Source organism: Thalassococcus sp. S3, assembly GCF_004216475.1.
Lineage (GTDB): Bacteria > Pseudomonadota > Alphaproteobacteria > Rhodobacterales > Rhodobacteraceae.
Genome location: NZ_CP022303.1, coordinates 3,041,190 through 3,066,825 on the forward strand (window position 1 = coordinate 3,041,190; position 25,636 = coordinate 3,066,825).

A 25,636-nucleotide genomic window follows, 5' to 3' on the forward strand; every position below is an offset into this window, starting at 1 on the left:
GGTGTCAGATGATAATGAAATTATCAGCCGATAGGTCCAGATTACTACCCAGTTGTGCAAACTGGATCGCATCGCCGTCACCCGAGCCATCCGCATCGTAAGACAACGCACCGCTTTCGGTGTTGTAGATGATGCGGTCGTCGCTGTCGCGGGCAACCCCGTTTGCACTGCTGTGGAAGGCACGGAACGACAGCGCGCCGTCATCGCCCAACTCCTCGAAGATGAGGTTGTCCAGAAGAATCAGGTCATTGTCGGTTTCAAAGTCCAGGATCCGGTCGATGTTGTCGGCCCCAAGCTCCGTCGAGAACCGGAATGAGTCATCTCCCGTTCCACCTGTCATCGTATCGGCCCCAAGCCCGCCATCCAGCAGGTCGTTGCCGCGGCCTCCGAACAGCTCGTCCGACCCGGCCTCGCCTGGTGCGGCAGGTGCAGGCGGGAAGTCGACCGAGACGTTGAGCGTATAGGTCGAGCCTTCGGGCACGGCTTCTGTCCAACCGCCTTCCTCGGAATCTGACGTCCAGCTGCCTTGCAGGATATAGTAGGTGCCCGTTTCTTCGATGACGTGAACCGTGCTGGAATCGCGGATCGAGGTCGAGCCGGGGTCGCCACCGCCATCGTCGTTTTCAGTCACGATATCGCCATTGCTGTCCAGCAGCCTGATCCAACTGTCATGCACGGCTGGATCAGCGATGCCATCGACGTCAATCGACAGGATCGTTCCAGCTACCAGGTCGATACTATAATAGCCGCCCAGGCCATTTCCGGTGGCCTCGACCGTGGTGTGCAGCACGGTGGTCGAGTCGAAGATGTTGGGATCTTCGGCCAGCGAAAAGTTGTCCGAGATATCGAAAGCGGTCGCGATTGAGTTGTTCGTCGCATCCGGCCCAAGCGTGGTGTAGCCCGTGCCCATCCCCGGGGTTGGCAGCGCGTCGCCCTGATAGGCAAAATCACCCAGCACCGTATCATCCCCGATACCGCCATGCACCGTGTCATCGCCACCCTGTCCGGTGACGACATTGGAGGCCCGGTCCCCCTTCATTCGATCTTCAAATCCGGAACCGGAGATATTTTCGATGGAGATATAGGTGTCCCGTTCGGATGCTCCCCGCTCAAGCCTGATTTTGACCCCGCTGGTCGCGTCGGAGTAATCGGCCGTGTCGATGCCTGCACCGCCATCCAGCACATCATGGCGACCGCCGCCGGTCAGCGTGTCGTTGCCAGCGCCGGCAGACAGCACGTTCATCTGGTCGTCGCCAATCAGCCAGTCATCGTGGAACGAGCCCTCGACATTTTCGAACCCGACCAGAATGTCGTGCTGGATTGCCGTGCCGCGCCCCACGATCTGAACCGGCCCGTCAGCGTCGCCGCCCATGGCCATGCCATTGACAAGGTCGACCGTCACACCGCTTGAGCTGTCCCTGTAGACAACCAAATCGATGCCTTCTCCACCGTCGAGGTAGTCCTGACCGGCACCGCCGATGATCACGTCATCGCCGTCTTCACCGTAGAGAATGTCGCCATCTCTGCCGCCGTCCAGCGTGTCGTTGCCCGCACGACCGTTAAAGACATCGCCCCCGCCCTGACCGACGAAGTGATTGGCCGCTGATGTCCCGATGAAGCGGTCGATCCGGTCATCCGATCCAATCAGACCCTCGATGCTGTAGAACGTATCGCCCGACACCGTGCCGCCATTGGCAAAGTTGGTTTCAAGATTGACGATAAGCTGAAACGGGCTTTCACGGCTGAAATCAACGGTATCGCTGCCCTGGCCACCTCTGAAGACATCGACACCCGCCTGGCCGATCAACAAGTCGTCGCCGTTGCCACCATCAAGCAGATCATCGCCCTGACCGCCGAAAATGGTGTCGTTACCATCACCGCCGTAAAGCGCGTCGTTGCCATCGTCACTCTCGGTCTGGTCCTCGAGATCCTCGATGTCGATGGTGTTGTTGACGTCGCGGCTCTCGAACGAATCCCTGCCGCCGATGAGGATGTCATCGCCGCCGAGACCAAAGATCGTATTGTCGCCCGCACCTCCGTCGATCGTCTCATCCGTGTCGTCACCGAAAATGATGCTGGTCAGTGTGTTGTCGCCTGATGTGGGTGCTGTGTCGTCCTCCACGTCCGGCAAATCGGCGATTGTGCTGTCGACGTAGATGATGGTTTCGACATTGGCGATGTTGCCAATCTCCAGATCCCTGGACATCACGATGACCGTGTCGTTGCCGCCATCCAGCTCTTCGCGCACCACGTCGTCGAGGGAATCCACGAAATAGGTGTCGTCACCGTTGCCCCCGGCCATGCGGTCACCGCCGCCGCGACCATCCAACACGTTGTCGCCGTCATTCCCGATCAGGATGTCGTCGTATTGGCTGCCGATCCCGTTTTCGATGTAATATTCGGTTTTGTCCTCATTGTGACCGGCAAAGATGGACACGTTGTTGTTGTGGCCGTTCACACTGGAAAACTGCCCGGCACGCATGTCCAGGATCGTGCCTGCGATCGAACCGGAAAAGTCCATCGTGTCGGTGCCGCCGGTGTCGTGAATGACAAAACCGATATCGCGCGTCATCCCGGACGAGGTCAGCTCGTAGCCGTACTTCGTGCTGTTGAACCCATAGACATCATCGCCGGTGTTCAGATCGATGGTCTGATAGGTTCGCACGCCATCTTCATCGACGGTCGAGAAATAGGTGCGGATGACCGCTTCGATATCTCCCATCAGAGGGGTCGACGCGGACCACCGCGTGTCTTCGCCCACATCGATCCCGTCGAAATAGGACATGACGCTGTATTGCTGGCGGTCAAAGGTCCAGGTGGCATTGTTCAGATAGTTGATCTGCACGCCACCGGGGCCGCTGTAATTGTAAAGGCCGGGGTGATTCAGCCCGAATTCATGGCCGTATTCGTGAATGAAGGTGTCAAAGACATAGCCGCCAATATCGGTCAGGTTGGGTTCGGTATCATGGAACCGCTGCCCGACACTGATATACCTGTTACTGGAAAAGGCACTGCCGTCAAATTGCTCGCCAATCTCCGGGCTGACGACCTCCATCCAGTCTGTCTCTGCGTCAAAGGGGGTATCGTCAACGACGACGAACTCGAAGGGGGTGACCGACGCCCACATTTCAAGCGCGCCAATAGCGGCTTCCTGATAATCTGGATGATTGCTGAGTTCCGAGACGTTGATGCGCAGCGGCTCCGACGCGATCTCGGGGGTCAGGCTGCGCGGCAACGCACCGAGATAGTCGAGATAGGCTTCGTAATCCTCGCTTTTGCCAAACGGATTGTCCGGCGTCTGGTCGTTGACCCACCACGGATCATCGGCGGTTTCGCTGCTTGTTTGCGCTCCGGTCGCCGGTCCATCGGATCCGACGCTCGTGTCCGTATTTTCCGCCTCGGACATGTTGGCCCGGTCGGTTGTTTCGGGCGCATCATCCGCCTCGACAGGAGGCGGAGCAGTATCATCGAGTTCCACCAGATCGGGCAATGTCGGCTGCAGGGTCATCGCCTCGCCCAGGACCGTTTGCAGACCGGTCTGTTGCGAGCCGACCTTTCCAAATGAAACTTCTTCGAGGGGGCCGTATCCCAGTTGGCACATCATGCACATTTTCAGATTATCCTTTCGCAGAGACGCCGAGGTCGTAAATTCCGCTCACCCGGGAAAGCGGGTGACGGTCAGTAGCTTTATCGATCATGTCAAAAATGATGGGCTTCCTTGTATTTGAGGCGGTTGGCTAAGACCGCGCGTGGTGATTTTCGGGACTCCTCTACCGGCAACCGCAAGTTGTTGCGGTCGTTCGGGAGCGACGGCGCCCGTGATCAACAGGCGTCGCGTTGGCGGATTTCGGGGTCAAAGGTTTGGTTAAAAAGAGGACTTTCATCACCGGGTGATGAGGCGTTTCAGGCATGGATGAATTCTACCTATGCTTGCACCTTCGATATTTAATTGTTCAGTTCAACTGGAAATCTCGATCCCCGCGCCATCGGCGAAAGTTGGCTTGAAAACGGGGGGTTATGCAAAAAATGGCTGCCTCATTCTTAGGCTTGAACGCAGTTCGCGGTCAGACGTGCACAAGTGGACGTAACGTAAAGTTACGTTTGGATAAGCGGAGAAGAGGGCCGATTTTGTGGATCAAATGGCCAAGGTTTGAGCGTCCTCAGAAGCGTTGACAGTGGCTCTTACTTGCGTGTCACGCGGCGTGATCCGAGTTGATCTTTCGGCCTGCCATGCTCTTCGCTCCCACGTGTCATCCGCCTTGATGCCCCGGCAAAGGAAAGCTCATACGGAGAAGACGCGGCTGAGACCCAAAGGGGCCGTCCCGAAGATGTTGCGCGCCCATATCGGCACCGATCACCGATGAAACCGTGCACGGCCTGCCCCAGTTGAAGCGTGCAAAAATGGGCAAGCCCGGAGGCTGTTGTTGCTATGCCGGAGAGCGCGAAGAAGGTTCAGATCCGCCAAGACAGGTCTGACACACCTGACCACGCGCCCTGAGCCGCGACAATCAACACGGCAAAGGCCGCTGCCAAAGACGCTCAGGTCAGTCAACTTTGCACTGGTCAGCCTTCGACCGGTGGCGCGTTGGCCACGTTCGTGGTGATCAATTGCAGCAACATGTTGAGCTGCACGAAGCTGTAGCCGCTCGAATATTCGCGCGGCAACACGATGTAGCGGCCCGCGCTGCAGGTGGTCAGGAAGTCACACCACCCTGGTACGGCTTGGTTGAGGAGCGCGGCAGGATCGGCCAGTCTTGCACCATAAGCGATGGAATAGGTATCAAACAGATAGTCAGCTTCAAGCTCGGGCAAGAGCTCTACGCTAACGGTTTGCTGGGCGACCCCACGATCAGCCATCTCCTGCCCTATAGCACCGCGCACAAAGCCCAGATCCGCCAGAACCTTCGTCAGGCCGCGGTACCCGGCAAAGGCAAAGAGTTGACCGTCCCAAGCAGAGATCTTGGAATAGGTAGCACCCTTGACATCCGGTAGGGCAAAGCGGGCGCGCTCAAGATTGGCCTCGTAAATCGTCAGCAATTGCTCATAGCGTTCTGTCAGCCCGGCGGCTTCGGCAATGGCGCGGGGTGTGGCCATCGGGTCAGTCGGATCGTCTGAGACGAAAACAGTCGGGGCCACGACCTCGAATTGCTCCCTGCTGTCCAGTTGAAAGTCGCGACCGATGATCAGATCGGGCTGAAGCGCCGCCAAAACTTCGTAATCCACGGCGTCGAAGGTGCCGACATAGGTGATGCCGGAATTCTCGAAATCGAGGCCAAACAGAAGATCAACAGACCGGATGTAAAGCTGGTTGTCGGCATCGATCCGACCCGTTGACCCCACAACAGGTGCGTCCAGTTCGACCAGTGACAGCGTGATCGTCAAGTCATGCAGGGCGACGATGCGTTCGGCCTTTTCCGGGATGCAGGTTTCACCGCCCAGATGGCTAAACGCACGCATGCCGCTGCCACAATCGAGCGCGACGGAGGGGCCGGCAAAAGCGCAGAGAAGAGCCGCGAGGGGCCAAAAGACTTGTTTCATGATCGCTTCCTTCTTGGTTTCGGGCTGGGGCGCGTGATGCAAGCGGCACCTGGCGAATGTGTCGGCAGACCGCTGCGGCGGTCGTTTTCTATTTCACTAGAGCTGGCTCCTTGTTTGAGTGCGCAGGAGCAGTGCGACAAAGACCGGCACACCAATCATTGCTGTGACCAGGCCTGCCGGTATCTGGACAGGTGCGAATGCCGTGCGACCTGCGACATCGGCAAGCCCGACCATAAGTGCACCCGTAAGCGCGGTCAGAAGCAGGTGCAGGCCAACGCCGGATTGGGCCAGGCGGCGTGCCAGGTGCGGCGCGACAAGGCCAACGAAACCAAGCGGGCCGACGGCGGCGACAGCCGTGGCTGCCAGAGCGACGGAAAGTGTCACGAGGCTCCAGCGTGCCAGCCGTACCCGGATGCCAAGACCTGTAGCAACGTCCTCCCCAAACCGGATTGCCGAAAGCGGACGGGCCGCAGCGAAGAGCGGGGGGATCACCAGGAATGTTGTGGCTGTCAGCCATTTCACTTCATCCCAGCCCACCGAATGCACGGAGCCTGCGAGCCAGCCAAGGGCGGACATCACACGGTCGATGTCACCATAGGTGAGCAATGCAGAGGTGAATGAGGAGATAAGGGCCGCCACACCGATCCCCATCAGGATAAAACGCAAGGTTTCACCTCCCCGGCGGGAGGAAGACGCGGCCAGGATCAGCGCCGCGACGGTGAGCGACCCGCCGAATGCAAGGACGGGACGCCAATAGTATCCAATGCCCGGGGAAAGGATGGTGACGGAAACGACAACGAGTGCAGCGCCCTGACTGACCCCGACAAGGCTGGGATCTGCCAATGGATTGCGCGTCACATATTGCAGCGCAGCGCCAGAGAGAGCGAGGAAGGCGCCCACAACAAAGGCAACGACCGTCCTTGGAAAACGAAACTCCCATACCACCGTCCCTGCCGTTTCCGACGGCGGATTGCCTATGAGCGTTGCCCACACGTCCAAAGGGCCCATAGGGTAGCTGCCGCTCATCAGGCTCCACATCAGGACAACGAAAATTGCACCGGTCAGGGCAACACTTACTGCGAGCCCTTTCAGCGGCACCCGAAGCGTAATGCGTCCGTCAAGGGCTTCGATTGTTGTCATGCTCATAGCCTTGCCCATACCAGCCAGATGAACATGGGAGCCCCCAGCATTGTGGTGACAATGCCTGTCGAAATCTCGACAGGTGCAAGGACCAATCGCGCTGCAATGTCGACCAAGACGACATAGCCCGCTCCGACAAGAGCGGAGAATGGAACAATCAAACGGTAGTCCGACCCGACAAACAGCCGAACGACATGCGGGATGACCAGCCCCACAAAGCCAAGCGGCCCGGCGATGGAGACTGCAGCGGCGGTCAACATCACAACTGCCACCATGGCAATGGACTTGATCTTCAGAGTATCAACGCCAAGGCCTGCCGCGGTGTCTTCGCCCATCGCAAGAGCCGTCACCTGTCGGGCAATGAGCATGGCTGCGGCCAAACCTACGGCGAACCAAGGCAGCGCCCAGAGATACGTTTCCATGTCGCGCCCGGCAAGGGAACCGGACATCCAGACACGCAGATCGCTGAAGGCGTCTTCATTCAGCAGGATGGCCGCACTTTCAATGGCAGACAGGAAACCACCCACGGCAGCGCCGGACAGGATGAGCGTAAGAGCCGTTGCGCCGCCGGGTGCAGCGCCTGCGATTATCCAGACCAGTCCCGCGCCGACCAAAGCACCGATGGCCGCAAAAAGCGGGATATGAGCCGCGCCTGCCAGCCCAAGCCAGCCGATCCCGACGATCACGGCAAAGGTGGCACCTGCCATCAAGCCGAGAAGTCCCGGCTCGGCCAGAGGGTTGCGCGTGATACCTTGCATGAGTGCCCCCGCCACCGACAGGGCGGCACCAACGCTGAGCGCGAAGATCGCTCGCGGCATCCGCAGGTCGCGCACGACGACGTGATCAAACACGTCGTTCCGGGGCGTCATGATCGCTTGCCAGACCGTGCTCAACGGGATCGCTTTTGCACCGAGGGAGATGTGCCACATGAATGCAAACACCACACCTGCAAGGCAGAGCCAAAACCCTGCAGCCGCAAATATCGTGCGGGTCGTATTCATTCGGCGGCACGCGTGATTGCCGATTGGTGATCCGGCGCGCGAGGCAGACAAACGGGGCGACCGGTAGCCGGGTCGGCGATCACGTCGGAGCGGAGATCGAACACTCGCCTCAGCTCATCCGGGCGGATGACCTCGGGTCCGGTGCCCTCGGCCACGATCTGTCCGTCGCGCATCATCACGATCCGCTCGGCGAATGCGGCGGCCAGGTTCAACTCGTGCAGAACCAGCAGAATGGTGCGCCTGTCCTCGGCCACGATCCGGGACAAGAGCGCCATCAGATCCACCTGCACCTTGAGATCAAGGAAGGTCGTCGGCTCGTCCAGCAGCAGGATCGGCGTGTCTTGCGCCAGCACCATGGCGAGCCAGCAACGCTGGCGTTGTCCGCCGGAAAGGCTGTGAACGGGGCGCTCGGCAAAATCCACCAGATCGGTAAGCGCCATGGCGCGTTCAACTGCTTCATGATCCTTGGCGGACCACTGACGAAACAAGGTTTGATGGGGAAAGCGACCTTGCGCGACCAGTTCGGTCACTGTCAGTCCCTCGGGCGCAACGGGGCCTTGTGGCAGAATTGCCAGACGGGTGGCAACATCGCGGGTCGTGTAGGATGTGATTGGCTTACCCTGAAGTGTCACACGACCGGATTTCGGTTTCAGGATGCGGGAAAACGCCTTGAGCAACGTTGACTTGCCGCAGCCATTCGGGCCGACCAGGGCCGTGATCTGCCCGGCAGCGATGTGCAGGTCTACGTCTTTGACGATGGCGGCGTTTCCATAGCCAACCGACAGGCCGGACGCAGCCAGAGTGCTCTCGGGGTGGATGGTCATTCGGCGGCTGTTCCCTGTGCCGTGAGAAGCCGGGCATAAGTTCCGGTCTGTTGCGCGATGTCGTCATGTGCGCCGAGTTGTGTGATCCGCCCGTTTTCCAGAACCGCGATCCGGTCGGCGCGGCGGATGGTCGACAAACGGTGCGCAATCACAATCGCCGTGCGCCCGGCGAGAAGCTGATCCAGGTTGTCCTGGATCGCAGCCTCGGTTTCGGTGTCGACGGCGCTTGTCGCCTCGTCGAGGATCAGGATTGGGGCTTTTTTTAAAAGCGCCCTTGCGATGGAAATCCGCTGTTTCTGGCCGCCGGACAGCCGGATGCCGCGTTCGCCGACCATGGTGTCATACCCGCCCGACAACGCATTGATGAAATCATCCGCACCGGCCGCCCTGGCAGCGTCCCAAATCGCGGCGTCGTCGGCATTTTCCCGACCGAAGCGGATGTTGTCCCTGATCGTTCCGTGGAACAGGAATACATCCTGCAGAACCATGGAGATTTGGCGCCGAAGCACGGACAGTGGCAGGTCGCGCAGGTCAACCCCGTTCAGCGTAATACGCCCCTCGTCCACGTCGTAAAATCGCGCGACCAGTTGGGCGAGGGTCGATTTTCCGGCGCCTGTTGGGCCAATCACGGCAAGGGTCTCACCGGGCGCAATCGTGAGCGAGAGATCGCGCAGAACGGGCTGATTGTCATGATAGCGGAACGACACAGCATCGAAGCTGATTTCAGGGCGATCTGGATGGGGAAGGAGTTGCGGATGTTCCGGCTCCGCAACCGCGGGTGCGGTATCAAGCAGATCGTTGACCCGTTTAAGGCTGGATAACCCGCGCTGCAAAGCCTCTGTTGCCCCAACAATCGAATACAGCGGCTGATAGAGCGTGACGATGTAGAGGATGAAGGCGACAAGATCGGCGACAAGGATCTCACCCGCGAGCGCCATGCGGCCGCCGATCAGCACGACCAATGCCGTGGACACCCCGATTGCGCCTTCGACAGCTGGATCAAAAGGTGCGATCAGCGTCCGGGAGCGGATTTGACGCCGGGCCAGGAAATCGGATTTGCGCAAGAAGCGGCGCCGTGTCCGCTCTTCCTGATTGAAGATCTGGATCTCCCGTATGCCGCTGACATGGTCCTGCACCAAGGCCGATAGGTCTCCCTCGCGGTTCGCCTCGTTGTCGAAGGACGGGATCGCTTTGCGTCCAATCTTGACCATAATGAACACCGCAATCGGAAGCGGCAGCAGCGCCAGAATGGTCAGGATCGGTGACAGGAAAAGCAGAATGATCAGGATGCCGAATGCAAGGATCATCGACACGACAAAGCCATAGACGGCATCGGCGATCACCGGTTCCAGTTTCAACGTGTCGTCGATCACACGTGTGGTGATGTCGCCCGACTTTCGCGCGGCAAACCAGCCGGGGGACAGACGTTGAAGATGCGTGTAGACCGCGTCGCGCAAGTCCCGGCAGGTTTTGAACGCAACGACGTGGGAATAGTGAAAAACGGCGGCCTCTGCGGTGCTGCGTCCGATATAGATTGCGACCAGCCCGACCGCGATCAGCGTCAGGGTTTGGCTTGCATCCTCTGCCCCGGTCTCGATGATCAACACGATGGCGCGCACCAGCCAGGGGGCAAGCAACCCCGTCGCCGTCACAACAAGGATCGACAGAACGACTGCGAGCATCGTTCGCTTGTAGGGAAGCATGTACTGGATCAGACGGTTCATCTATGCATGCTCTACCAGCGGATCGGCAATCGCCGGTTTTCAGAAGAGGTTCAGAGGTCGTTTGTCGGCTGGGACGAGGTTGGTAGAGGGCATCGGGTGACCACCTTCGTCCGGGCTATGTCTGACCCTAGCAGTCAAGTTCGCAGAGGCGTGGAGGCTTCATTTAGAACTTGAATGCCGTGGTCAGTCGGACAGTTCTGGGCGCACCGAGGCTTAGAAAACTCCTTCCCGTAGACTGCCAGTAGGCGCTATCCGTTACATTGGTGATATCGAGGTTCACCGTCGCAGGCGTGCCATTCACATCGAAGTCATAGCTCGCGCCGACATCGATGCGGTCCCAACTGGGGATGCTCTGCGTATTCTCCGCGTTCAATTCCTGGCTTGATGTGTAGATGTAGCGGCCGCTCAACGTGAGGCCCGGTACTCTGGGAACCTGATACTCTGCGTAGAGGTTCAGCTGCACGTTCGGAATGCCAATAGCGTCATTCCCATCGGTCGCACCGCCCGCGGTGGCAGCTTGTTTCCCATCCATGAATGTCACACCCCCCAGCAGCCGCAAATTCTCGGTCAAGTTGCCGTAGACCAGCGTTTCAATGCCGCGATTTTCGATCTCCCCATCAACGCGGAAGAGGTTTGTGGCTGGTTCGATGAAGCTTTGTGGCTGAGATATCTGGAAAATCGAAATGCTTGCTCCGAAACCGTTGGTGTCCCATTTTGCGCCCATCTCGTATTGCTCGCTGACAAAGGGGGCAAAAGCCTCCCCGGCGTTGTCGGCCAGACCGGGCGCGAAGGGCCCCGGTGTCAGGCCCTCGCTGTAGCTTGCGTAAAGGGACAACTCCTCTCTTGGTTTGTACACGATCCCTAGAACGGGACTGACTTCTGAATCGTCGTAAGAGGTCGTGAGAGTACCTTCGCTGAAATTGTCGATCGAAAGGTCTTGCCACCGGAGACCGCCCGTAAACTGCAGCCTGTCCTCCAGGAACTTTGACGTCCAGACTGCTGCAAAGCTCTTGAAGTCTCTGCTCCGGTTACGTTGCAATGGCCCAAGCGGTGGCAACTCGGGACGTGTGAGGAGCGGCTCTGGCGCGTCGAGCGTTCCGCCAAATGTAGGCACCAGCGCGCCTGTTACGGCTCGATATGCGTCTTCTTTGTAACCTGAATACTGTAACGCAACCTCGTGATTGACCGAGCCGGTGGCAAATTCTCCGGATAGGCCCACGTCATAACTGTCTACTTTGATCTCGGACTCCCCCAGGATCACGGTTGAACCCGACAAGGTTCCAGCGCCGTCCACGATTGTACGTGCCAGAGCATCCAGGCCCCGTTCATCCCCTTGCCGCGTGCCGTAGCGCGCCGAAAGCGTCCAATTGTCCAGGATATCGTACTCGAACCCGACAACGCCACGTCTGGTGATATTCTCAGAAAATGCGAATGGTGCATTGTTGTTCGTCGCACCGTTTGGGGCATCTGGGATCGCGAAGTCCCCCGAGCCGGGCAGAAAGAGGTTCTGCGGCGCATCATAGAACAGATCCTGATAGAGAAAATCCGCCGTTACGCGCAAGCGATCACCACGGTAGTCCAATGCAAGACCGGCCACCGAGTCTTCCAGCGCGTTGTTGTCGCCAGTGAGATCACCCGAACTGAAGGCACCATTGAACCTGAGGCCGAACTCGCCGTTCTCTCCATACCTGCGACCGAAATCCAGATGCGTGCCAATATGGCCTTCGGATTCATAACTGAAACTCAAGTCGGTGATCGGAGTATCTTCGGCCCGTTTAGGCACCAAGTTTATGACACCCCCGATGTTCCCGAACGGTGGCACACCATTCAGGATGGCATTTGGCCCCCGAAACACTTCTACCTTTTCGTAAGGCTGAAGGCTCGTGGAGCGCCCTGGTGTCAGCCCAAACAGCCCTTCTAAGGCAACCTCGGAATTGAAAATCGGAAAACCGCGCACGATGAACTGATCCGTGCTGCCGCCGCGCGGAACATTTGATCGCACAGAGGGGTCGTTTTCGAGGACATCGGAGATCTTTCCGGCTTGCTGGTTCTCGATCAACTCGGACGTGAAGGACGTGACGCTGAATGGCACGTCTTGGATCGGCCTGTCACCAAAGACACCCGCACGGGCCTCATCGGACGTCAACACAAGTGTCCCGAGATCCAAGGTCTCATCTGTGGCGTTTTGGCTGACCAGATTGAGCCTATTCGTCGGTACGATTGCCAAGCCACCATCTTGGAGCTCCGAAATCGCAAGATCGGGGTCATCAAGCATCTTCTCAAGAGCTTGCCTTGCCGACATGGGACCAACGACCGCGTTGCTGCGTCTGTTTTCCACAAAGCGCGCATTGACCGCGATTGGCACCCCTGTTTCGGTGCTCAGCTCCTCGATGGCGGTAAAGAGGTCCTGAGCAGGCACGTCAATCGCCTGATCGGAACCTGCGAATATGGCAGGTGCAGCGAAGACACCCGCCGTTGCGAGCGCTGTCGTTGAAAGTATCCGTGGCAATGTTCTTGTTGGTCGCATGAACGTCGGTCCCAATCTCGTCTCATGGGACACCCAAGCGGCCACTCAGGCGTCCTTCACAAATAAAACGGATCAGGTGCGGCGTTTTTCGCAAAGTACCCGATTTTTCTTATCGGGAATATATGATGGTCAGATACGGGGAGACCTCGACAACCGATGCACCGCTGGTCGCTGCAAGGGTCTTGAGTGCGTTACGTGGCATGGAAAGGTCCAGCGCCCCCGCCACGGGGTCATCCGCAAGGCGGTTGCTGATGACAAAGACCCTGCCGCTCATCCTGCGTTCAATGACGGATGCAACTTCTCCAAAGGTCATGCCACCAATCGTCAACCGGTCTCTTCGCCAGCCTGCAACGGTGTCCGGTTCGACAGATCTGATACTGGTCTCGAATGGCGACACGCGAATTTGCTTACCTTCGGTCAATTGTCGGATTTGTCCCGCCCCCGTCACTTCGACTATTCCATCTGCTACCGTGATGATCACATCATCGCCCAGCCGCATGACTTCAAATGCTGTCCCCAAGGCTTCCGCCGTGACATTGCCCGCCTGAACGATGAACCGTCGGCCATCATCGTCGACATCAAAAAAGCCCGCCCCCTTGAGAAGGTCCACCGTCCGGATCTTTGCATTGGTTTCTTCTTGAATAGCCGAGGACGCGTCCAGGGTTGTGGTATCGCCGGATTCCAGCTCGATGATCTCGGTGGTGAGGCGCGTGGTGTAATCTGCGAGCCATGCAACTTTCAAAGGCTCCCACGCAAAGGCCAGGGACAAGAGCGCCAAGACCCCTCCGACGATCCCAATGCTGTAGCGCCGATCCCGATCTTTCAGCGTCTTGGGTGCAGCGGCAAACCCCCTGGCCATGACGGCGTAAATCCTCTTGGCGTCACGCCCGCGCGCCAGGAACGCATCCCGGTCCTTCAGCGCAGCGTGATCGTCGGGGTCCTCATCCAGCCGCCGCAGAATGCGGGCGGCCTCCTCCGCCAGCTTCTGTCTTGCTGGATCTCGGTTGGTGTCGTCGCTCATCCGCCTTGCATATCTTCGTACTCGTATCTCTATAACGGTCGAGCATTCTGTTTTTTCGGCGTTTCAGCCATCAAGGGCGAAATAAATTTCCACCATGACTTGTTCAATCAGCTTGTGGGAATGCGAGACCGAAAGACCCAAAGCCTGCCCGATCTCTTTGTACGTGCGCCCTTCGATCATTCTCATCCGGAACGCCCGGACATGGCGGTCTGACATACTCAGAAGCGTTCGGACAATGATGGAGAGCTCATTGCGCGCGATAACCGCCGTTTCCGTACTGGGTGTCGCATTACGCCTCTCGTAAATCTCGGACAACGCGACTTGCTCGGCTGTTCGGCTGCGCCGCCAATCCTTAGCGAGGTTTGACACGATGCGCCTGAAGATCGGCCCTGCTTCGGCTTGCGCGTATTCCTTGCCGTGCCATCTGATCCAGCTTTCCTGAACGATCTCTTCGGCGACCGCACGGCTGTCTACGATCCTCAGAGCGAGATCAATAAGACGCTCACGGTCAGAGACGAACGTCTGCTCAGCACCTGCTATCGATATACAATGGTCGTTCGTCATCCAGCCCGTCCAAAACGCAAGATTTGCAAAATGTCTGGCTGAACTTGAGGCGTTGCTCGACGCCCCGGTGTTCGCACGTGCAAGGCGCGGATGCAAGGATTGCGTCTCGACCATATTCACCTTGTCCACGTGGGCTCACTCGAAGAGCAGACGACGAAAGGCCACCAATTGAACCCGGCAGAGCAGCTTACCAGCACTGGTGATTTCCGGCCTGAGCCGCACAATCACGGTGCAAAGCGGACTTTCGTCAGTTGTACGGCACGTGGAAGCTTGGGCTCATTCCAAACCCTAGCTGCAAGTGGTTCCGATGACGGCTCTGCGGGACAAAGGGGCTTTCGCTGCACCTGCGCCAATGCCTTCTTTAACGCCTTCTCAGCAGTCATCGTTGCGCCGAAGCGCGTGCAAGTTCCACCAAGCGTGCGAGTACGCGTTCCCTCTCGGAACTAGTTAGCGGATTCAGACCTAAAACCTCCAGCAGCCATAGCCCATCTGTCGCAAGGAGAACTAAAGCCGCATCTGTCTTTGAGTCGCAACGAGCCTTAACGCGCCCCAGCATGTCGGAATAACGAGGCGCAAATTCAGCCAGAAGGTCTGGCTCGGAAAACGCCGCTGCGAATAGCGCTGCGTCTGGTCGCCCGTATGAGCCAGTCTCCTTTAGCATACCGTGAACGTACCCTTCGATCTCGTGGACGCTGGCGCCGCCAAGCGTTATGACCGCTGCTTCAAAAGACGCATCCAGACGATCGAAAGCACGGGTCAACATGGCGCGCACCAGTTCCCTTTTCGTTTCGAAACGATACTGCAAACCTCCTTTGCTGATCCCCGCGCGTTTGGCGACATTCGCGAGCGTAAGCGCGCCCACACCTTTCTCGCGGACAAGGGCCTCTGCCTGATCCAAAACAAATTTTTCGTCGATGGTTTGTTGACGTCCCAAGGGCTTCTCCTATCATTCCGTCCAGACGGATTGAAAAATGGCGGCGTAAGGCCGCATTATCACGGAGTATAAGAAATGACGGCACTCGGACTGTCCAGTGTGACAATTGCATGGATCGCCCTGCTGACCGCAGGCCTTTTCGAAATTGGCTGGCCGGTCGGGCTGAAGCTGTCTCAAAACCCGGGGCAACTCATGTTTGGCATAGGACTTGCTGTTGTATGTATCTTCATTTCCGGCTTTTTGCTTTGGTACTCGCAGCAAACAATTTCGATTGGTACCGCCTATGCGGTATGGGGAGGCATCGGTGCGGCTGGTACGTTTATTGTTGGGGTCATGTTCTTCGGAGACGCAGTCACGCTGTTCCGTGTGCTTGGCGTTATCCTGATCGTCGGCGGTGTTATCTCCTTGAAGCTAGGAAGCGTCAGCTAAGCCGGACGACAGCGTGAATGACCGAGCCGCGCCACATGGCGCGGCTCGGCGCGCGAAGAGTGCAGCTTCAGCGACAGCACCATCTGGTCAAGAGCAGACACTGACTGCCCGCGCACCATCCGGCAAAAAGGGCTCAAGCCGACTTGCGGCGACGCAGCGGCGCCAGATCGTACCAAGTTGATGGCTCTGCGGACAAAACCGATCTTCGCGACGGTTGCACGGTTGGTCGCTATTGTGTCGAACTCTCTCGTGCACTAAAAGCAAGTGCACAAAATTCTGAGGAACATCTGTATTGCCTGATGGATCGAAACCCGACGCGCCTCTGTTGCAAGATCAGCTTTGCTTTGCGCTATATGCAACGTCACGCGCTTTCACCAAAGCCTATGCGGAACTCTTGTCGGATCTGGGCGTGACCTATCCACAATACCTGACCCTTCTCGTGCTTTGGCAACATGGCGACCTCGGCGTGCAGCAGATCGCGGAAAAGCTTGAAATCGAAGGCGCGACCGCAACCCCTATGATCAAGCGTATGGAGGCGCTTGGCCTTGTGACGCGAACCCGCAGCAAGGCCGACGAAAGGTCGGTTGTGGTGTCCCTGACGAACGCCGGGCAGGCGCTGCGCGAAAAAGCCAGTGACATTCCCGAACGCCTGGGCTGCCTTGTCAACGTGGGCGGCGATCAGGCGCAGAAGCTGATCAAAGAGCTGAACGCCATCCGTCTCGGAATATCCTAACAGTTCGACTGTCGCGAGACAGGAGAGTTCGAACGAGTCAAAAGATAGCGTACTAAATATTTGTAGACTTGTATTTAAATATAAGATATTGGATTGTGCACTATCTAATAGCTCACAAGGAGAAAATAAGTGATTTTGAAAGCTGCTGTGACATCTGCGTCCATAGCCCTGACCGCGTTGGCGGGCTCCGCATCCGCTGAGGACCCCGATCTCACGGCCAAATCCGTGGTCCTCGTCCATGGCGCCTTTGCTGACGGCTCCGCATGGTCCGGGGTTGTACCGTTTCTTGAGCAAGCCGGCCTCGACGTCATCTCGGTCCAAAACCCGCTGGACTCCCTGGCCGGCGATGTCGCTTTTACCAACCGGGCCATCGCCCGCGCCCAAGGCCCGGTTGTTCTGGTCGGCCACTCCTGGGGTGGGCAAGTCATCACGGAGGCCGGTCTGAACGACAAGGTGCATGCGCTGGTCTACGTCGCTGCCTACGCACCGAATGCCGGTCAAAGCCTAGGGGAAGCCGCCGAATTGGACACGTTTCCAGCCCCCGGCATCGCGGCCCTGCAACAGGACGACGCAGGGTACTTCTTTCTGCCGGACGACGCGATGGCCAGCCTGTTCGCGCATGACGTGCCCAAAGCTGACGCCGACATCATGGCCGCAACACAGGGACTTCTGAACAGCGAGGCCCTCGGTCAGCCGGTCAGTCACGCCGCCTGGGAGCATAAGCCAAGCTTCTATGTCATCGCGGGCGAAGACTACATGACACCGACCGCGCTGCAGCGCCAATTCGCCAAAAAGATCGGTGCCACCGCCCGAGAGGTCGATGCCAGCCACGCGGTTGCCGTATCCCAGCCCAAATTCGTCGCAGACATGATTATCGAAGCCGCAAAATAAGCCGTTTTCCAACAGAGAGGATTTTGAAATGAAAAACTGTATTGCCCTGGCGGCCGTTGTGCTCGCCACATTCGCCACCGGCACGGCTATCGCCGACCAGGCCCGCACCGGCATCTATCCCGAAGGCAATGTGCCGATCGCCCCCTACACGCCAGGCATCAAGACCGACAACGGCTTTCTCTATGTATCCGGGCAAATCCCCTATGTGAACGGCGCGCTGCCGGCCCACGCCGCAGACGGCGAAAACGACATCCAGGACCAGTCAAGGATTGTCATGGAAAACCTCAAGGCGGTGCTTGATCAGGCGGGTTATGACTTCAACGACGCGGTGCGTGCGACGGTCTACCTCTCCGACATCTCGCTCTATGGCGGGTTCAACGAGGTCTATGGCACCTATTGGGGTGACGGGGACATCCCGCCATCCCGCGCAGCAATCGCCGTCAAAGAGCTCCCCGGCGGCAAGCCCGACGCGCCCATTCTGGTCGAAGTTTCAGTGGTGGCCTACAAATCAAACTAGCCAAGCCGGTGACGCTGCCCGCTCCCCAGCAGCGTCGCCGTCCATCCAAACGGACTGCTGAATTGTCCGGTATGACGCACAGTCCCCTGCCCGGCCAAGGTTTGGAAATCAGTAGACCATTTCGGAATTGCCCGAACAGCACCCCAACTTGGCCCGACCAGAGCGCAAAGCTTATGGCGCAAGGTCTCTTTGTTGGCCCGGCGGCGATGGGACTTTAGCCGCAGGACGTTCAGACAGCGTGGACAGGTACAGCTGATGCGGCAGGTTTTGGCACCAAGTCAGGCCTCTCCCGCGCAAGTGGTTACACGCAGAAGTGCTCGGTTCTCAGGGACGCTTTGGATTCGCGGAGTAATCTATGGTGCCCCCACACGGACTCGAACCGCGGACCTACTGATTACAAATCAGTTGCTCTACCAGCTGAGCTATAGGGGCCTAGACCGGTGCTCTAGCGTTTGATCGAAGGTGCTGCAAGACGGAATCGCACACCCGTCAAAACCTCAAAGGCGTTTGACTGGTTCAAACCAAGGCGATACGCCATGATTTCAGAGCAGTTGATCAGGCAAAATACACAAGATGCAGGTGATCTTTCATTGCGGCGCGCACTTTACCGATGACGACCGCCTGATCCGCTGCCTGCTGCGCAACAAGGCGTCCTTTTCGCAAAAAGCCATCGCCGTTCCCGGACCGGGCAAGTACCGGGAATTGCTGCGCCGGACGCTGGGCGCCATGCAGAACGCCGATGCGGATCCGAATGCTCGCGACGTGCTGATGGATGCGATCCTCGACGAGGAGAGCGCTGACCGGCTGATCCTGTCCAACGCCAACTTTTTCGGCGTGCCGAAATACGCCTATCGCGACGGTCTCTTTTACCCCGCTGCTCCGGATCGCATCGCAAGCCTGAACCAATTGTTCCCAGAGGACCGGATCGAAATTTTCTTCGCCATCCGTAACCCGGTCACGTTCTTGCCGCAGCTCTTGGAAAGCACCGAAGCCTCTGACATCGAAACGCTGCTGGATGGCGTCGATCTGCGCGATGTGCGCTGGTCCGACATGCTCGCGGCGACGCAAGCCGCGGCCCCCAATGTCGGCATCACCGTCTGGTGCAACGAAGACACGCCGCTCATTTGGGCCGAGATCATTCGCGCGGTTGCCGGTCTGGCGCCGGGTGAGAAGATCATCGGCGGGTTCGACCTGTTGCACGATCTGATGCAACCCGAAGGCATGCGACGCTTTCGCAACTATCTGCGCGAACATCCGATCATGACCGAAGCCCAGAAGCGCAGGGTGATCGCCGCATTCCTGGGTAAGTTTGCCCGCATGGATGTCCTGGAGGAAGAGCTCGACATTCCGGGCTGGACCGAGGCTTTTGTTGACGAGGTCACCGAAGCCTACGATGCCGATATGGCCGAGATCCGGGCCATTCCCGGTCTGCGGGTCATCGCGCCCTGAAACCAGCCAACGGCTGACCCTTGTCAAGCGCCTGCGAACCGGGAATGGTTGCGTCATGTTTCGTCTGACCGCCCAGATCCATCTGATTTTCCTGACCATTCTGCTGGTGTTGTCGGCGATGACAGCCCGGGCCGAGACGGCTCGCATCACGGTCTTCGCGGCCGCGAGCCTGAAGACGGCGTTGGATGAGGTCGCAACGCAATACGAAGCGCTTTCGGAGATTGACGTCGTGCTGTCTTATGCGGGCAGTTCGGCGCTGGCGCGACAGATCCAGCACGGGGCTCCGGCGGATGTCATCCTGCTTGCGAATACTCACTGGATGAATGTGCTCGGAGAAAACCGCCTTCTGGCGCAGGGCACGATGCGCAATCTTCTGAGCAACCGGATCGCCCTCATCGCGCCTGCCGCCTCGACAGTGTCGGTCCGTCCCGAAGCCGGTGCTCCTCTGGCCGAGGCATTGGGGGATGATCGCCTGGCGATTGCGATGGTCGATGCCGTGCCCGCGGGCCTTTACGGCAAGGCCGCTCTTGAGGCGCTGGACCTTTGGCCCGACGTCTCCACCCGTCTTGCGCAAACCGACAACGTGCGCGCCGCGCTCAGGCTGGTCGCGATCGGCGCGGCGCCCCTGGGGATCGTTTATGCCAGTGACGTGAATGCCGAACCGCGCGTGCGTCTTCTGGGCCTCTTTCCCCAAGACAGCCATCCGCCCGTTCTCTATCCCGTCGCGCTGCATGTGGACGCACCGGACGAGGCGTGGTCTTTTCTGGACTTTCTCGCGGGCCCCTCCGCGTCGGCTGCGTTCACCGCTCAGGGTTTCACGGTACTGGACGCCCCGTGAGCAATTGGCTGGGCCCAGAAGAATGGCAGGCCGTGCTGCTGTCGATCCAGGTGTCTCTGACCGCGACGCTCTTGAGCCTTCCGGTCGGCATCCTGGTCGCTTACGCCCTTGCCCGCTGGCAATTTCCGGGAAAACAACTGTTGAACGGGCTCGTTCACCTGCCTTTGATCCTGCCCCCGGTCGTGACGGGCTACGTCCTGCTTCTGACCTTCGGACGCCAGGCGCCGTTGGGCGGGTGGCTCTTTGACACATTTGGCCTGACCTTCGCCTTTCGATGGACCGGCGCGGCCCTTGCCGCCGCGATCATGGCCTTCCCCCTTATGGTTCGTGCCATCCGTCTGGCGATCGAGGCGGTCGATCCCGGGCTTGAGGAGGCTGCAGCAACGCTCGGCGCGAGCCGGATCTGGATTTTCACCACGATCACCGTGCCGCTTGCCCTGCCCGGCCTTGTGACCGGCGCGATCCTCGCCTTTGCAAAAGCCATGGGCGAATTCGGTGCCACGATCACGTTTGTGTCGAACATCCCGGGCGAGACACAGACCATCCCATCTGCGATCTACGCGTTTCTGCAGGTGCCCGGCGGCGAAAGTGCGGCGCTTCGGCTGGTTCTCGTCTCCGTCTTCGTCGCGATGGCGGCGCTCCTCATCTCAGAGATCCTGGCACGCCGGGCCGCTCGCAGGGTGTCGGGCGCATGACCCTTCGTGTCGCCATATCGCATCGCTTTGCCCGGTTCGCCCTTGATGTCTCCTTTGAGGCACCTGCCGGGATTACCGCGCTCTTCGGACGGTCGGGCGCGGGAAAGTCGACGGTGATCAACGCGGTCGCCGGTTTGCTGCGTCCCGACGCAGGACGGATCATTCTGTCCAAGGACACCCTCTTTGACGCAGATGCGGGAACGTTCCTGCCGCCGCGCAAGCGCCGCCTTGGCTATGTCTTTCAGGACGGGCGCCTCTTTCCTCACCTGACTGTCCGACAGAACCTCAACTATGGTCGGCGCTTCGCGCCCGCCTCCGCTGACGCGCCCCAATTCGGTTCTGTGGTTGACCTTCTTGGGATCGCGCCCTTGCTTGACCGGCGACCCGGCGCCTTGTCGGGCGGCGAAAAGCAGCGTGTCGCGATCGGTCGTACGCTCCTTTGCAACCCGCGTATGCTGCTCATGGACGAACCTCTTGCCGCGCTGGATGCCGCGCGCAAGGCCGAAATCCTGCCCTACCTCGAACGTCTTCGGGATCAGACCGCCATACCCATTCTCTATGTCAGCCATGCCATGGCCGAGATCGCCCGCCTGTCGACAACCGTGGTCGTTCTGGACGAGGGGCGCGTGGCCCGGTCCGGCCCGGCCGAGCAGGTGCTCTCCGACCCCGACATGGTGCGTCAGCTTGGCGTTCGCGAGGCCGGCGCTGTCCTTCCCGCATGCGTGGCCCAGCACCATTCCGACGGGCTGACCGAGCTGGATTTCTCAGGCGGACGGCTGTTTTTGCCGCGCATGCAGGCCGTCGAAGGGGCGCCGATCCGTGTGCGTATCCTGGCCCAGGATGTCATCCTGTCCCGTACGCGTCCCACCGGGCTTTCGGCCCTGAACATCCTGCCGGTGACGATCCTGTCGATCCGGGACGGCAGCGGACCCGGCCGGATCGTTCAATTGCAATGCGGCACCGACCGCCTTCTGGCCCGGATCACCCGTCGGTCTGCCGACGCCTTGCAGCTTCGGGTGGGGGACGCCGCCTTTGCCGTGATCAAAACCGTTTCGATTGCGCGTTTGGATATCGGAACCGGATAATGTCGGCGTCGTGCCCGCTCACATGCCCAGCGCTTCCTTGTACATCTCAAGGATCGCCTCTTCCTCGGCGATGTCATCCTTGTCCCTTTTGCGCAGCGCGATGACCTTGCGCATCACCTTGGTGTCGTACCCGCGGGCCTTGGCTTCGGCCATCACCTCTTTTTGCTGTTCGGCGATGTCTTTCTTCTCTGCTTCCAGACGCTCGATCCGTTCGATGAACTGGCGCAATTCGTCAGCGGTGACGCGGTAGGATGCGTCGGTCACGGTCTCTGTCATCGGCGGGATCTCCTTGGGCCGGAACATGGGGGCTGGATCGTCCTCCTATCCGCCCGTCCCGTCCCTGGCAAGACACCAGGCGGACAGGTGTGCCCCTCATCCCGCTTGCAACCCGGTGATGCCTGCGCTAGGCGCGCGGCACTGGCGTAGCGGAGTGCAGACATGTCGGACCTTCTGATCTGGATCGGCGCGGCCCTCACATTGATGGGGCTGATCGGACTGGTGTGGAGCATCGTGCGTGTCACAAAAGCACGCCGCGCCGGATTGTCCGACGCGGCGCTGCGTGAAGCCATTCAAAAGGCGATCCCCCTGAACCTCGGCGCGTTGTTCGTCTCGGTTCTCGGGCTGATGCTGGTGATCCTGGGCGTGTTCCTGACCTAGACCGGCATATTGTCGAAGCGGGCTTCGATCGCCTCTTCAACCAATTCGTTGTCCAACCGTTTCAGACGTCGCGGCACATCAAAGCCGTTCTCGCCAAGCTGAACAATCAACTTGTGGAGCTTCGGTTGCAACGACTGACGGCCAGCCGCATTCGAAGATGCGATGCGGGCTTCCAGCGTTTCGGCAAACTGGATCATTTCGCTTTGTGTCATTGAGTGCTCCCCCTGATGTTATGTTACATTCATTACCCCTCAGGCATGACAGAGATACGAAGCCAAGTCCGGTTTTTGGAGGCCCTGCGACCGATTTGCGCATCAATTCGCCAGCCCTGCATGCTTTATCGGCATATTGCCCTAATTCGCAGCAGCTCCGCGTTGATCGAGGTCAAACAGAACGCAGATTTCTGACGTTGAAACACATGCACGAAACGCCATATGATCCTTCGAAAGGAGAGCGATATGAGACCCATCGTGAAGGCCTTTTTCGACGCCGCGACCAACACGGTGTCCTATGTCGTCCGCGAACCCGAAGGACGGTGCTGCGCAATCATCGACAGCGTGCTCGATTTCGACCAGGCATCCGGTCGCACCGACACCCGCTCGGCCGATGCGATCATCGCCTGGGTCCGGGCCGAGGATATGCAGGTCGAGTGGATCCTCGAAAGCCACGTCCACGCGGATCATCTGTCGGCCGCGCCCTACCTGCAGGACCATCTGGGCGGCCGGATCGGCATCGGCGACCGGATCACGGTCGTGCAGGATACCTTTGGCAAGGTCTTCAACGAAGGAACCGCATTTCAGCGCGATGGCTCTCAGTTCGACGCGCTGTTTCAGGAAGGTGACAGTTTTCATATCGGACAGATGCGCGGGGATGTGCTGCACACACCCGGCCATACCCCGGCCTGTTTGACCTATGTGATCGGTGACGCGGCTTTTGTCGGCGATACGCTGTTCATGCCTGACTTTGGAACCGCGCGGTGCGATTTTCCGGGCGGGTCCTCTTCGGATCTCTATCAGTCGATCCAGAAGATCCTCTCCCTGCCGGATGAGACACGCATCTTCGTGGGTCATGATTACAAGGCGCCCGGTCGCGATGAATTCGCGTGGGAGACCAGCGTGGCCGAACAAAAGGCCCGCAACATTCACGTCGGCGCGGGGCGCAGCCAGGCCGAATTCTGCGAAATGCGCGATGCACGGGATGCGACACTGGGCATGCCAAAGCTGATCTTGCCGTCGCTTCAGGTCAACATGCGCGCCGGTCACATGCCGGAGCCCGATGACCACGGCGACGTGATGCTCAAGATCCCCGTGAACAAGATCTGATCGAAGCGCGGCGCACCGCTGGACAGAACGCCATCGAACGCATATCTCGCGGCTATGGATATCCGTCACATCACACCCCAATACGCGGTGTCGCCCCAGATCGCCGCCGAAGACGTCCCCGCCCTTGTCGAAGCAGGCTTTACGACGGTGATCTGCAACCGTCCCGACCCGGAAATTCCACCGACGCACTATGCCGAAGTGATCGAGGCCGCGGCCAAGGCGGCGGGCGTAGACTTTCACGTCCTCGCACTGACGCACGAGACAATGACGCCTGAAAACGTTGCGCGGCAACGCAAGCTCATCGAAGACGCTGAAGGCCCGGTGCTGGCCTATTGCGCCTCCGGCACCCGGTGTAGCGTCGTCTGGGCGCTTGGCCAGGCCGGCACGTTGAGCGCCGATGACATTCTCGCAGCCACGCGGGCCGCCGGCTACAACCTTGACGGTTTGCGCCCCGCCCTGGAGGCCTCCGCCCCTCAGGGCTGACGTTCGGCGCGTCTTGGCCGCTTTGTCAGACAAAGCAAGAGCCGGAGCCGCCAAGACCTAGACCGGGCGTCCGGTCACTTCGTCAGCGTCGTCATTCCAGTCGCCGGTATCGAGCCCAGCAAGTTCGCTGATCTCTGCGGCGGCTTCCTCCGCGCTCATGATCGAAAGGTCCGGGTCGTCCATGGACAGGCCCGGAAGATCCGGCAGATCCACCTCGACTGTGCCGACGACCGTTGGCGGTTTGGCCTCACCCGTTTCGGATGTCGTCGCCGAGAGCTCAAACCCGGCGGGGGTTTTCGGTTCTGCCCCCACACGCGTGGCCCCATCGCCCGCCAGCCTGACGGCCCGATTGCCCAAAAGCTGACCCAGCCGCGCCTGGGCCACCGTGCGTCCGGTCACGGTCACAAGGCTGGTTTCATGCAGCCGATTGCGCGTAAGCGGAAGCAGATCACCCGGTTTGAGCGCATTAAGTTCGGCCAGCGGCATGCGCAGCTTGCAAAGGACCGCCGTCAGCTCTGCCGTGACCTGCATCATCGGTGCATTCAGCGACACATCGTCCACATCTTCCACCCGACTTGACGCTTCGGCCTTTGGTACGGGCGCGTCAGGAAGCAGCAGCGTGAGAGCGCCCTGATGTTTGCCCAGCGCAATATCCAATGTCAGGCTGAAGACCCGATAGCTGGGCTGGGCCAAGGCAAGCGCCAGACTGCGTGCATCCTCCGCCCGCGCGCCATAGCGCTGGGCGCGCAACATGGCCTTGTCAGAGGGAAGCTGGGCCAGATCCGCCGCCCGCCCCAAAAGAGCGTCCAGAACCGGCGCGCACATCGCCGCGTCGGTCGAGGTAAAGGGGCGTGGCTCCGCCGCACGCTCCAGAACCCGCCCCATGGTCTGCTGCTGAATGATCGCCGCCACCAGCGCCAGCGAAACGGAGGCCGCCCCGACCGTGCCCTCCTGTCCGTCCAGCACGATCAGCAGGCGGTCATCCTCCAGATGCTCCGCCACCTTTTCGGACGCCACCGCTCCCTGCGTGATCCCGATCACCGCCAGCGGCAAACCGAACAGATCATCGGCCACACGGGCCAACGTCAATCTCAACGCCTTTGCCGCGCCAATGGATCGTTCGTCCTTGTCACCGCGCCCGCTTTCCAGTTTGCGTCGCATGATCGCTTGTGCAGTCACGTTCGTGCTCACCCTTCTGCCGCCATTCAGGCCGCCTGAGCCAACGCCTAGCACAGAGATGGTTACGATTGCCTTTACGACGGCC

The 25,636-nt window shown here is 59.4% G+C and carries 24 protein-coding genes and 1 tRNA gene; 11 read left to right on the top strand and 14 right to left on the bottom strand.

The features are described from left to right. Positions 1 to 4: 4 nt before the first annotated feature. The 10 genes from CFI11_RS24850 to CFI11_RS15075 all read right to left on the bottom strand — a co-directional run bounded on the left by CFI11_RS24850 (position 5) and on the right by CFI11_RS15075 (position 15,273). Positions 5 to 3,601, bottom strand: a complete 3,597-nt coding sequence (locus CFI11_RS24850) for a M10 family metallopeptidase C-terminal domain-containing protein (RefSeq protein WP_305791230.1) — start codon at positions 3,599 to 3,601, stop codon at positions 5 to 7. 962 nt (positions 3,602 to 4,563) lie between these two features. Further along, positions 4,564 to 5,538 (bottom strand): ABC transporter substrate-binding protein, encoded by a 975-nt coding sequence (locus tag CFI11_RS15035; RefSeq protein WP_130407351.1) that lies wholly within the window; start codon positions 5,536 to 5,538, stop codon positions 4,564 to 4,566. A 96-nt stretch (positions 5,539 to 5,634) separates the two neighbouring features. Further along, positions 5,635 to 6,678, bottom strand: a complete 1,044-nt coding sequence (locus CFI11_RS15040) for an iron ABC transporter permease (protein WP_254448928.1) — start codon at positions 6,676 to 6,678, stop codon at positions 5,635 to 5,637. A gap of 2 nt (positions 6,679 to 6,680) precedes the next feature. After that, positions 6,681 to 7,679 (bottom strand): iron ABC transporter permease, encoded by a 999-nt coding sequence (locus tag CFI11_RS15045; RefSeq protein ID WP_130407355.1) that lies wholly within the window; start codon positions 7,677 to 7,679, stop codon positions 6,681 to 6,683. Next, positions 7,676 to 8,503, bottom strand: coding sequence for an ABC transporter ATP-binding protein (locus tag CFI11_RS15050; RefSeq protein ID WP_130407357.1), 828 nt, complete (start codon positions 8,501 to 8,503; stop codon positions 7,676 to 7,678). The genes CFI11_RS15045 and CFI11_RS15050 overlap by 4 nt, the downstream gene beginning before the upstream one ends. Further along, a complete protein-coding gene (locus tag CFI11_RS15055; protein WP_130407359.1) occupies positions 8,500 to 10,227 on the bottom strand; it encodes an ABC transporter ATP-binding protein in 1,728 nt (575 codons plus the stop codon). The genes CFI11_RS15050 and CFI11_RS15055 overlap by 4 nt, the downstream gene beginning before the upstream one ends. Before the next feature lie 163 nt (positions 10,228 to 10,390). Beyond that, positions 10,391 to 12,799: a TonB-dependent receptor gene (locus CFI11_RS15060; protein ID WP_130407361.1), complete on the bottom strand. Its 2,409-nt coding sequence runs from the start codon at positions 12,797 to 12,799 to the stop codon at positions 10,391 to 10,393. Positions 12,800 to 12,863: 64 nt separating this feature from the next. Beyond that, on the bottom strand, positions 12,864 to 13,775 hold the full coding sequence (locus tag CFI11_RS15065; RefSeq protein ID WP_130407363.1) for a FecR family protein: 912 nt from the start codon (positions 13,773 to 13,775) through the stop codon (positions 12,864 to 12,866). Between the two features lie 63 nt (positions 13,776 to 13,838). Further along, a complete protein-coding gene (locus tag CFI11_RS15070; protein ID WP_165390275.1) occupies positions 13,839 to 14,339 on the bottom strand; it encodes an RNA polymerase sigma factor in 501 nt (166 codons plus the stop codon). Between the two features lie 379 nt (positions 14,340 to 14,718). Next, entirely contained in the window at positions 14,719 to 15,273 is a 555-nt protein-coding gene (locus tag CFI11_RS15075) for a TetR/AcrR family transcriptional regulator (protein WP_130407367.1), read from the bottom strand. A gap of 75 nt (positions 15,274 to 15,348) precedes the next feature. Between CFI11_RS15075 and CFI11_RS15080 the strand changes: the two genes are divergently transcribed. From CFI11_RS15080 to CFI11_RS15095, 4 genes are all read left to right on the top strand, one after another. Then, the gene (locus CFI11_RS15080; protein WP_254448929.1) at positions 15,349 to 15,702 is read left to right on the top strand and encodes a multidrug efflux SMR transporter; all 354 of its coding nucleotides are present in this window, start codon (positions 15,349 to 15,351) and stop codon (positions 15,700 to 15,702) included. A 292-nt stretch (positions 15,703 to 15,994) separates the two neighbouring features. Beyond that, positions 15,995 to 16,435 carry a MarR family winged helix-turn-helix transcriptional regulator gene (locus tag CFI11_RS15085; RefSeq protein WP_130407369.1) on the top strand — a complete coding sequence of 147 codons (441 nt, stop codon included), beginning with the start codon at positions 15,995 to 15,997 and terminating at the stop codon, positions 16,433 to 16,435. Positions 16,436 to 16,564: 129 nt separating this feature from the next. Further along, positions 16,565 to 17,326: an alpha/beta fold hydrolase gene (locus CFI11_RS15090; RefSeq protein WP_217358702.1), complete on the top strand. Its 762-nt coding sequence runs from the start codon at positions 16,565 to 16,567 to the stop codon at positions 17,324 to 17,326. Positions 17,327 to 17,354: 28 nt separating this feature from the next. After that, positions 17,355 to 17,843, top strand: coding sequence for a RidA family protein (locus tag CFI11_RS15095; RefSeq protein WP_130407371.1), 489 nt, complete (start codon positions 17,355 to 17,357; stop codon positions 17,841 to 17,843). Between the two features lie 356 nt (positions 17,844 to 18,199). On the opposite strand, the gene CFI11_RS15100 is transcribed toward CFI11_RS15095, so the two are convergent. Further along, a tRNA-Thr gene (locus CFI11_RS15100) sits at positions 18,200 to 18,275 on the bottom strand. A gap of 141 nt (positions 18,276 to 18,416) precedes the next feature. On the opposite strand from CFI11_RS15100, the gene CFI11_RS15105 reads away from it, so the two are divergent. The 4 genes from CFI11_RS15105 to modC are packed head-to-tail and all read left to right on the top strand — an operon-like array spanning position 18,417 to position 21,910. After that, a complete protein-coding gene (locus CFI11_RS15105; RefSeq protein ID WP_130407373.1) occupies positions 18,417 to 19,292 on the top strand; it encodes a hypothetical protein in 876 nt (291 codons plus the stop codon). A 55-nt stretch (positions 19,293 to 19,347) separates the two neighbouring features. Further along, a complete protein-coding gene (modA, locus tag CFI11_RS15110; protein ID WP_130407375.1) occupies positions 19,348 to 20,130 on the top strand; it encodes a molybdate ABC transporter substrate-binding protein in 783 nt (260 codons plus the stop codon). Beyond that, complete coding sequence (gene modB, locus CFI11_RS15115) at positions 20,127 to 20,825, top strand: molybdate ABC transporter permease subunit (RefSeq protein WP_130407377.1); 699 nt, start codon at positions 20,127 to 20,129, stop codon at positions 20,823 to 20,825. Before modA ends, modB begins: the two co-directional genes overlap by 4 nt. After that, entirely contained in the window at positions 20,822 to 21,910 is a 1,089-nt protein-coding gene (gene modC, locus CFI11_RS15120; protein ID WP_130407379.1) for a molybdenum ABC transporter ATP-binding protein, read from the top strand. The genes modB and modC overlap by 4 nt, the downstream gene beginning before the upstream one ends. Positions 21,911 to 21,928: 18 nt before the next feature. On the opposite strand, the gene CFI11_RS15125 is transcribed toward modC, so the two are convergent. Further along, positions 21,929 to 22,186: a DUF2312 domain-containing protein gene (locus CFI11_RS15125; RefSeq protein WP_130407381.1), complete on the bottom strand. Its 258-nt coding sequence runs from the start codon at positions 22,184 to 22,186 to the stop codon at positions 21,929 to 21,931. A gap of 162 nt (positions 22,187 to 22,348) precedes the next feature. Between CFI11_RS15125 and CFI11_RS15130 the strand changes: the two genes are divergently transcribed. Further along, positions 22,349 to 22,567 (top strand): hypothetical protein, encoded by a 219-nt coding sequence (locus CFI11_RS15130; RefSeq protein ID WP_130407383.1) that lies wholly within the window; start codon positions 22,349 to 22,351, stop codon positions 22,565 to 22,567. On the opposite strand, the gene CFI11_RS15135 is transcribed toward CFI11_RS15130, so the two are convergent. Further along, on the bottom strand, positions 22,564 to 22,779 hold the full coding sequence (locus CFI11_RS15135; RefSeq protein WP_130407385.1) for a hypothetical protein: 216 nt from the start codon (positions 22,777 to 22,779) through the stop codon (positions 22,564 to 22,566). The two genes, CFI11_RS15130 and CFI11_RS15135, sit on opposite strands and share 4 nt — an antisense overlap. A gap of 246 nt (positions 22,780 to 23,025) precedes the next feature. Between CFI11_RS15135 and CFI11_RS15140 the strand changes: the two genes are divergently transcribed. Together CFI11_RS15140 and CFI11_RS15145 are read left to right on the top strand one after the other, a co-directional pair. Continuing rightward, the gene (locus tag CFI11_RS15140) at positions 23,026 to 23,889 is read left to right on the top strand and encodes an MBL fold metallo-hydrolase (RefSeq protein WP_130407387.1); all 864 of its coding nucleotides are present in this window, start codon (positions 23,026 to 23,028) and stop codon (positions 23,887 to 23,889) included. Between the two features lie 54 nt (positions 23,890 to 23,943). Next, entirely contained in the window at positions 23,944 to 24,372 is a 429-nt protein-coding gene (locus CFI11_RS15145; protein WP_130407389.1) for a TIGR01244 family sulfur transferase, read from the top strand. 57 nt (positions 24,373 to 24,429) lie between these two features. On the opposite strand, the gene CFI11_RS15150 is transcribed toward CFI11_RS15145, so the two are convergent. Continuing rightward, entirely contained in the window at positions 24,430 to 25,533 is a 1,104-nt protein-coding gene (locus tag CFI11_RS15150) for a FliM/FliN family flagellar motor switch protein (RefSeq protein ID WP_130407391.1), read from the bottom strand. Positions 25,534 to 25,636 lie beyond the last annotated feature (103 nt).